Genomic DNA, 7157 nt, shown 5'->3' on the forward strand with positions numbered 1-7157 from the left:
GGACGGGAAGGGGCGGCGGGGGCGAGGAACAGGCGCTACCTGACGGCCAGGACCAGCGCGTCCGACGGCGAGCACCAGACCGTCCGCGCCTCGGCGAAACCGGCCGAGCGAAGGGCACGCGCATGCCACTCGGCGGACGGCGTGTCCCCGTCCGCATGCACCCCGTAGATCTCGAACCGCCGCGCCGTCGGCCCCGCGAGCACCGGATCGGCCGCGGCGAGCTGCCACCAGTCGGCCCAGTCCAGCGCCCCCGCGGCCTTCGCCGCCTCCATGCGGACGTGCCGCTGAGCCCGTTCCGCCGCGTTGATGCGCGGAGTCGACTCGTCGGCCATGTGGTCCGCGTTCATGAACACCCCGCCGTCCCGGACGAGCCCGGCGACCTGCCCGTACAGGGCCGCGAGGGGCTCGCTGTACAGCCAGTGGAGCGCGGTGGCGGTCAGGACGGCGTCGTACGCGTCGTACGGCAGCAGCGCCGTCCAGTCGGGGTCCTTGAGGTCGGCCGTGACGAACGTGACCCGGTCGTCGCCCGCGAACGTGCCCTCGGCGATGGTCAGGAGCGCCGGATCGAGATCGACGCCGGTACTGACCGCGTCCGGGAACCTTTCGAGGAGCCGGGCCGTGATACTTCCCGTACCGCACGCGAGGTCCAGCACGCGCGGCGCGGGGCCCACCAGGGCCTCGACCATGTCGAGCATGACCCGGAAGCGCTCCTCGCGGTCGGGCATGTACCACTCCTGCTGGCGGTCCCAGCTCTCCTGCCACGCGTGCCAGTCGGAACCGAGAGTGGTCGTCATGGGAACCCCTTTTCCTCCGCCGCGCACCACCCAGCATGTAATACCCTGGAGGCACCATTAACCATTACATGTCCGTACCACGACCATAGAGCTTCCCCGTAAGGACTACAAGTGGAACTGGCCTATTACTCGGATTACGCCGTCCGTCTCGTCAACAGCGAGGAGCCGGCCCGGGGCAAGGACACGCTCACCTCGGTCGAGGCCGTCCGCGACCTCTTCGGGGGCAACGCGTCGGCGGCCCGCCGCGCCAACGACTCGGACGTGACCCGCTTCCGCGGCGTACGGGCCCGGCTGCGCGCGGTCTTCGAGGCGGCGGACGGCGGCGACGAGACGCTCGCCGTGGACCTGCTGAACTCACTGCTGCTGGAGTTCCCGGTCAGCCCGCAGATCTCGGGCCACGACTTCCGGGACGACGACGGCCGCCCGCTGTGGCACATGCACCTCGCGGACCACCCGTCCAACGCGACCGCCGGGTACGCCGCGATCGCCGCGATGGGCCTGGCCTTCCACCTGACCGAGTACGGGGTGGACCGTCTGGGCCTGTGCGAGGCCGCGCCGTGCCGCAACGCCTACCTCGACACCTCGACGAACCGCTCCCGGCGCTACTGCTCGGACCGCTGCGCTACCCGCGCGAACGTCGCCGCCTACCGCGCGCGCAAGCGCCAGGAGGCGGACCGGTCGGACAGCACCGGCCTGACGGCCGACAGCGCCCAGCGCGCCAGCGCGAACGGCGAGCGCCGGCCCCGCTCCGGCGGCCGGTAGCGGAACCGCGCCTTCCCGAGGACGAGCTCCTCGGGCACGGTCCCGTAGTCCGTGCTGTCCCCGCCGGCGAACGCGTTGTCGCCGAGCACCCACCAGCCGCCCTCGCGCCGCTCCGCCGCGCGCTTGACGACCAGCAGGTCCTGCTGGAACGGATGGCGCAGCACGACGACGTCACCGGGCCGGATCCTGGCCCCGTACTGCACCACGAGGCGGTCCCCGTGCTTCAGCGTGGGCACCATGGACGGTCCCGTCACCTCGGCGGCCCCGAAGGGCAGGACGCCCCTCGTGCGTTCGGTCTCCTGCGACAGCTCCGGCATCTCCGGCACCTCCCCGGTCCTATCCTCCACGAGTCCCGGTCCCGCCCCGGACTTTTGTCCTAAGCCCATGGGGGCACCCGCGAAAACCCGTCCCTCACGGAGTAATGTCCCACCTGAGAAGACGATCACGAGGAAGGACAGCTCAATGCTTTCCCGCCTGTTTGCCCCCAAGGTCAAGGTCAGCGCGCACTGCGACCTGCCCTGTGGTGTGTACGACCCTGCCCAGGCCCGCATCGAGGCGGAGTCGGTGAAGGCCGTCCAGGAGAAGATGGCCGGCAACGACGACGCGCACTTCCAGGCTCGCGCCACCGTCATCAAGGAGCAGCGCGCCGAGCTCGCCAAGCACCACGTCTCGGTGCTGTGGAGCGACTACTTCAAGCCCCCGCACTTCGAGAAGTACCCGGAGCTGCACCAGCTGGTCAACGACACCCTCAAGGCCCTCTCGGCCGCGAAGGCGTCGACGGACCCGGCCACGGGCCAGAAGGCCCTGGACTACATCGCCCAGATCGACAAGATCTTCTGGGAGACCAAGAAGGCCTGACCCAGGTCGAGCCGTCCGGGCCGCGCGCACCCTTGCGCGTCCCGGTCCCCGTGTCCCCGACCGCACCCGGTCCGCAGGCCGCCGAACACGGCGTCCGCAGCGGTCCGGGTGCGGTCGTTTCCGGGTCGCCCGGACCGTGGTCACGACGGAACGGCGGTCACGGCAGGGCGGCGATCACGGCCGCCGGGTCGAGCGTGCGGCGGACCAGGGCCTGCGCCGTCGCGGTGAGCCGGTTGCCGTTGCGCCCGCTGTAGGCGCGCAGGGCCTCCAGGGCGTGCGCGGGGTCGAGCCCGCCGTGCTCGGCGAGCATGCCCTGCGCCATCTCCACCGTGGCCTTGGCGGCGACGGCCGCCTGGACGTGGGTGAGGATGTCCATGGGCCTGGCCGGGTCCGGGCTCCAGTGGACCAGGGCCACCGCGGCCACGTCGGCGAGCGCCTGGGCCAGGCGCAGGTCGCCCGGCGCGAGGCCGTCCGGCGCGGCCAGCAGGAGGCTCACGAACCCGACGGTCTGGCGGCCGACCCGCAGCGGCAGCGCGTGCGCGGCGCCGTAACCGGCCTCCAGGGCCCGTGCCGTGAACCGCGGCCAGCGGTCGGCCCACCCATGCAGGCGGCGGGCGTCCACGGGCAGGTGGGTCTCGTAGCAGTCCAGGCCGGGGCCCTCCTCGGTCTGCGTACGGATCAGTTCGGCCGGGGCCGGACCGGCCGAAACGGCCATCGTGCGGAGGTCACCGCGGATGGTGGCCATCACGATCCCCGCCGTGTCGGCTCCGACGATGCCGACGCAGTACCCGATCAGACGGTCCAGCAGGACCACCGGGTCGAAGCCCTCGTCGAGGGTGTCGGCCAGCCCGACGAACGCCTCGGCGAGCTGCTCTTCTCGCATCATGACCGCTCTCCGTCTCCTTCGTCGCCGAGCCGACCGCGGCCCTTCGGTCGATCATCACCCGTCGGCCGCAGCCGCAGCGTCCGGGCCAGGATCTCCTGTGCCACCTCGGTGACCGTGTGCCCGTGGGCGAAGGCGTACGCCCGCAGACGGTCCAACGCCTGGTCAGGATCCACCCCGAGCTGCACCATGACCATGCCGACGGCCTGGTGGACCTCCACGTGGTCGGCCTGCGCCGCGTCCACCCAGGACGCCACCTCCGAGCCGTCCGCCGATTCGGCGTCGCTTGAGGCGGCTTCCAGGCTCAGCACCGCGAAGGTGACCGCGTCCCGTACCAGCAGGGCGATCCGCAGGTCCCGTACGGACAGGGGTCCCGCGGTGTCCCGGTAGAGGTCGAGGGTGCCGAGCGCCAGCGCGCCGGTGCCGAGCGGCAGCGAGAAGACCGCCCGGACCCCCAGTTCGACGGCCTGGTGCGCGAAGACCGGCCAGCGCCGGGCGTCCGGCCCCGCGGTGAGGTCCGGGGCGAGCACCGGGGCGGCGCGGGCGAGGGCGCTCTGGCAGGGGCCGTCGCCCAGCGTGTACTGCGCCTCGGCGAGGCGTGCCGCCGTGTCGTCGCTGGCGCACCACAACGCCTGGACCGTGCTGCTGCCGCTGATGGAGATCGAGGCGCCGCTGACCGGAAGCAGGTCCACGCAGGCCCGGCACAGCAGGTCCGGCGCCCGCCGCACCCGGGCGGACGCGGTCAGGAGGCTGAAGGCCTCCGTGACCCGGCGGCGGTCCTCCGCCTCGAAGGGGTGCGCACGGCCGGGCATCCCGTTCTCGCCGTCGCGGTTCTCGGGCCGCATCGGCTTCACCTCCGCCCTGGCGCTCAGCCGGCAGCATGAGGCGCCAGTATCGCCCACGCCGGCACTCCGTGCGGGCCACCCGCGTGCTCCGGCGCCGTGTCCCGGACTTCTCCGGTCCGTCCCGGCTCCTCGGGCTCCTCCGGCTGCGTCCGGCCGCCGGGCCCGGTGGCCGGTACGACCGACGGTACGGCCGCCGGGCGGGTGGCGGGCGGGTGGCGGAAGACCGGCCTCGGCGCCCGGGTCCATGCCTGCTCCCTCCATCGCGGACAGTTGCTCACGTAACAGGACGTCTCGCCCCGGCGGACGCGGCCGGAAGACTGCCACCGGATCCGACTTACGGTAGTGGAGCCATGGCGCTTTGTGCTTGGCTGGAGAGCGGGGCGACGGGCCTCCGCCCGGAAACGACACCCGGATCCCCGGGCATCCTGCCGTTCCGGCTCTGCCCTCCCTCCGGCCTCTCAGGACACATGCGATGAACACCGAACCGCTCGATCCAGGCAAGGCGCAGGAAGTGGCCGCGCACCTGCTCGTCCTCGTCGACGCGCCGGCCCGGGGCGAGGACGAGACACATCTCCTGCGACGGCTCACGCAGGTCACGGTGCTCGTGCCGGGTGTGGAGGAGGCCGCCTGCAGCCTCCTCGGCCCGGTGGGGGTCCCCGGGCACATGGCCGCGTCCGACGACCGGGCCCGCCGGCTGGAGCGTCTGCAGGCGCAGTTGCAGGAAGGGCCCTGCGTGGACGTGTCGCGCGGCAGGAACGGAAAGCCCCTGGCCGACGTCCCGCTGACCCATCCGCACAGCAGGACCCGGTGGCCCCACTTCACGAGCCGCGCCCTCACCGAGGGCTTCACCGCCGTGACGGCCGTGCCCCTCGTCCACCGGGACCGGGCCTTAGGAGCGCTCGACCTGTACCACCAGCACGGCGGGCTGGAGCCGTCCGGCATCGGGTGGGCCCGTCTGCTGGCCGACGCCACGGCCATCGGGCTGGGCCACCGCGACCTGCTGCGCGACGCCGTGAACCGGGGCGATCAGCTGCAGAACGCCCTGAACAGCCGGGTCGTCATCGAGCAGGCCAAGGGCATCCTGGTCGAACGCTTCGACTGCGACCTCAAGGAGGCCTTCGACCGCCTGCGCGGCCACGCCCGCACGAACCGGATAAAACTTGCCGAACTGGCCGCGCAGATAGTCGCCAGCCCGTCCGACAGCCCGCCCTTCCCCCGGCCGCGGCCGGCTCGCTGACGGCTGCCGAGCGGCCCCGGTCCGCGGTCGCCCGGCCACGGGCCGGGGCCGCTGTCGGTGGGCCGTGGGATGCTGCGGGCATGACCACGGAGGACCTGGCCCGACTGCGCAGGGCACGCGACCGGATGGACCGTGAGTACGCCGAGCCGCTGGACGTGGCGATGCTCGCGCGCACCGCGCTGATGTCCCCCGGCCACTTCCAGCGCAGCTTCCGGGCCGCCTTCGGCGAGACGCCGTACAGCTATCTCATGACGCGCCGCATGGAGCGCGCGAAGGCGCTGCTGCGGCGCGGTGACCTGAGCGTCACGGAGGTCTGCTTCGCCGTGGGGTGCACCTCGCTCGGTTCGTTCAGCTCCCGCTTCACGGAGCTGGTCGGGGAGACGCCGAGCGCGTACCGGGCGCGGTCGCACGAGCCGGGGGCGGCGATCCCGGCGTGCGTGGCGAAGATGTACACACGACCGGTACGCCGGCCCGCGCCGAGCCTCTAGCGTGACGCCATGGACCTCAAAATCTCGCAGTGCTTCATCTCGGTCGACGACCACGACCGGGCGCTCGCCTTCTACCGTGACGTGCTGGGCCTGGAGGTCCGCAACGACGTCGGCTTCGAGGGCATGCGCTGGGTGACCGTCGGGCCCCCGCTCCAGCCGGACGTGGAGATCGTCCTGGAGCCGCCGCTGGCCGACCCGAACGCGGCGCCGGCCGACCGGCGGGCGGTGGCCGAACTGCTCGCCAAGGGACTGCTGCGGGGCGTCATCTTCACCACGGAGGACTGCGACGCGACGTACGCGCGCCTGCTCGCCGCGGACGCCGACGTCCTCCAGGAGCCGATGGACCAGCCGTACGGGGTGCGCGACTGCGCGGTGCGCGACCCCGCGGGCAACCTCCTGCGCTTCACCGAGCGCAAGGCCTAGGGAGCCGGTCCCAGGCGGGCGGCGCGGGCCTGGAGGTAGTGCTGTTCCGGGAGGCTGAGGGTCTTGCCGGCCGCCGCCCGGTAGGCGGCGCGCGCGGCCGCGGTGTCACCGGCGCGTTCCAGGAGGTGGGCGCGGACCGCGTCGAGCCGGTGGCCCGCCGACAGTTCGGCCTCCAGCGGGTCCAGTTCGGCCAGGCCCGCCCGGGGTCCGTGCACCATTGCGACGGCCACCGCGCGGTTGAGACGCTCGACGGGGCCGGGCACGAACCGCACCAGGAGGTCGTAGAGGCCGAGGATCTGCCGCCAGTCGGTGTCGTCGGGCGAGGCGGCCTCGTCGTGGACGGCGGCGATCGCGGCCCGCAGCTGGTAGGGGCCGGGGCGGCGCCGGGTGAGCGCACGGGTCACCAGCGCCACGCCCTCCTCGATCGCCGCCTTGTCCCACAGCGTCCGGTCCTGTTCGTCGAGCGGGACCAGCTCACCGTGCGGGCCGGTGCGCGCGGCCCGGCGGGCGTCGGTGAGCAGCATCAGCGCGAGCAGTCCGGTGACCTCGTGCGAGTCGGGCAGCAGACGGTGCGCCCTACGGGTGAGCCGGATCGCCTCGCCCGCGAGTTCGGCCCGCTGGAGCGACGGGCCGGACGTGGCCGTGTACCCCTCGTTGAAGATCAGGTACAGGACGTGCAGCACCGCGGGCAGCCGCTCCTCCCAGTTCGCGGGGCGACCGAAGCCCACTCCTTTGACCTTCTGTTTCGCCCGGCTGATGCGCTGCGCCATGGTCGCCTCGGGCACGAGGTGCGCGCGGGCGATCTCGGCGGTCGTCAGACCGCCCACCGCGCGCAGCGTGAGCGCGATCCGGGCGGGCGGGGTGAGG

General features: G+C 73.0%; 10 protein-coding genes. 5 read left to right on the top strand and 5 right to left on the bottom strand.

Annotation, left to right across the window (positions count from 1 at the left end):
- Positions 1-35: 35 nt before the first annotated feature.
- Positions 36-794 (bottom strand): class I SAM-dependent methyltransferase, encoded by a 759-nt coding sequence (locus FGF04_RS13650; protein ID WP_149511572.1) that lies wholly within the window; start codon positions 792-794, stop codon positions 36-38.
- A gap of 111 nt (positions 795-905) precedes the next feature.
- Here FGF04_RS13650 and FGF04_RS13655 point away from each other — a divergent pair, with 111 nt between their 5' ends.
- The gene (locus FGF04_RS13655) at positions 906-1556 is read left to right on the top strand and encodes a CGNR zinc finger domain-containing protein (RefSeq protein ID WP_149511573.1); all 651 of its coding nucleotides are present in this window, start codon (positions 906-908) and stop codon (positions 1554-1556) included.
- On the opposite strand, the gene sodX is transcribed toward FGF04_RS13655, so the two are convergent.
- Complete coding sequence (sodX, locus tag FGF04_RS13660; protein ID WP_149511574.1) at positions 1439-1873, bottom strand: nickel-type superoxide dismutase maturation protease; 435 nt, start codon at positions 1871-1873, stop codon at positions 1439-1441. The two genes, FGF04_RS13655 and sodX, sit on opposite strands and share 118 nt — an antisense overlap.
- Before the next feature lie 145 nt (positions 1874-2018).
- On the opposite strand from sodX, the gene sodN reads away from it, so the two are divergent.
- Complete coding sequence (gene sodN, locus FGF04_RS13665; RefSeq protein ID WP_041984481.1) at positions 2019-2414, top strand: superoxide dismutase, Ni; 396 nt, start codon at positions 2019-2021, stop codon at positions 2412-2414.
- Positions 2415-2571: 157 nt separating this feature from the next.
- Here sodN and FGF04_RS13670 read toward each other — a convergent pair whose 3' ends face one another.
- Positions 2572-3300 (bottom strand): ANTAR domain-containing protein, encoded by a 729-nt coding sequence (locus FGF04_RS13670; RefSeq protein WP_149511575.1) that lies wholly within the window; start codon positions 3298-3300, stop codon positions 2572-2574.
- Positions 3297-4142, bottom strand: a complete 846-nt coding sequence (locus tag FGF04_RS13675; protein WP_235882324.1) for a GAF and ANTAR domain-containing protein — start codon at positions 4140-4142, stop codon at positions 3297-3299. The genes FGF04_RS13670 and FGF04_RS13675 overlap by 4 nt, the downstream gene beginning before the upstream one ends.
- Positions 4143-4614: 472 nt before the next feature.
- Here FGF04_RS13675 and FGF04_RS13680 point away from each other — a divergent pair, with 472 nt between their 5' ends.
- From FGF04_RS13680 to FGF04_RS13690, 3 genes are all read left to right on the top strand, one after another.
- The gene (locus FGF04_RS13680) at positions 4615-5379 is read left to right on the top strand and encodes a GAF and ANTAR domain-containing protein (protein WP_149511576.1); all 765 of its coding nucleotides are present in this window, start codon (positions 4615-4617) and stop codon (positions 5377-5379) included.
- Positions 5380-5459: 80 nt separating this feature from the next.
- Positions 5460-5867 carry a helix-turn-helix transcriptional regulator gene (locus tag FGF04_RS13685; RefSeq protein WP_149511577.1) on the top strand — a complete coding sequence of 136 codons (408 nt, stop codon included), beginning with the start codon at positions 5460-5462 and terminating at the stop codon, positions 5865-5867.
- A gap of 9 nt (positions 5868-5876) precedes the next feature.
- Complete coding sequence (locus FGF04_RS13690; protein ID WP_149511578.1) at positions 5877-6290, top strand: VOC family protein; 414 nt, start codon at positions 5877-5879, stop codon at positions 6288-6290.
- Here FGF04_RS13690 and FGF04_RS13695 read toward each other — a convergent pair.
- Positions 6287-7157 (bottom strand): RNA polymerase sigma factor (locus FGF04_RS13695; RefSeq protein ID WP_149512259.1); only part of this gene is annotated, 871 nt, incomplete at its 5' end. The two genes, FGF04_RS13690 and FGF04_RS13695, sit on opposite strands and share 4 nt — an antisense overlap.

It is taken from the genome of Streptomyces apricus (assembly GCF_008369065.1).
GTDB classification, from domain to species: Bacteria; Actinomycetota; Actinomycetes; order Streptomycetales; family Streptomycetaceae; genus Streptomyces; species Streptomyces apricus.

Bases quoted from the DNA above. Each gene is read 5' to 3' on its own strand.
- FGF04_RS13650 (WP_149511572.1), bottom strand. From the start codon at position 794: ATGACGACCACTCTCGGTTCCGACTGGCACGCGTGGCAGGAGAGCTGG.
- sodX (WP_149511574.1), bottom strand. From the start codon at position 1,873: ATGCCGGAGCTGTCGCAGGAGACCGAACGCACGAGGGGCGTCCTGCCC.
- sodN (WP_041984481.1), top strand. From the start codon at position 2,019: ATGCTTTCCCGCCTGTTTGCCCCCAAGGTCAAGGTCAGCGCGCACTGC.
- FGF04_RS13670 (WP_149511575.1), bottom strand. From the start codon at position 3,300: ATGATGCGAGAAGAGCAGCTCGCCGAGGCGTTCGTCGGGCTGGCCGAC.
- FGF04_RS13675 (WP_235882324.1), bottom strand. From the start codon at position 4,142: ATGCGGCCCGAGAACCGCGACGGCGAGAACGGGATGCCCGGCCGTGCG.
- FGF04_RS13680 (WP_149511576.1), top strand. From the start codon at position 4,615: ATGAACACCGAACCGCTCGATCCAGGCAAGGCGCAGGAAGTGGCCGCG.
- FGF04_RS13685 (WP_149511577.1), top strand. From the start codon at position 5,460: ATGACCACGGAGGACCTGGCCCGACTGCGCAGGGCACGCGACCGGATG.
- FGF04_RS13690 (WP_149511578.1), top strand. From the start codon at position 5,877: ATGGACCTCAAAATCTCGCAGTGCTTCATCTCGGTCGACGACCACGAC.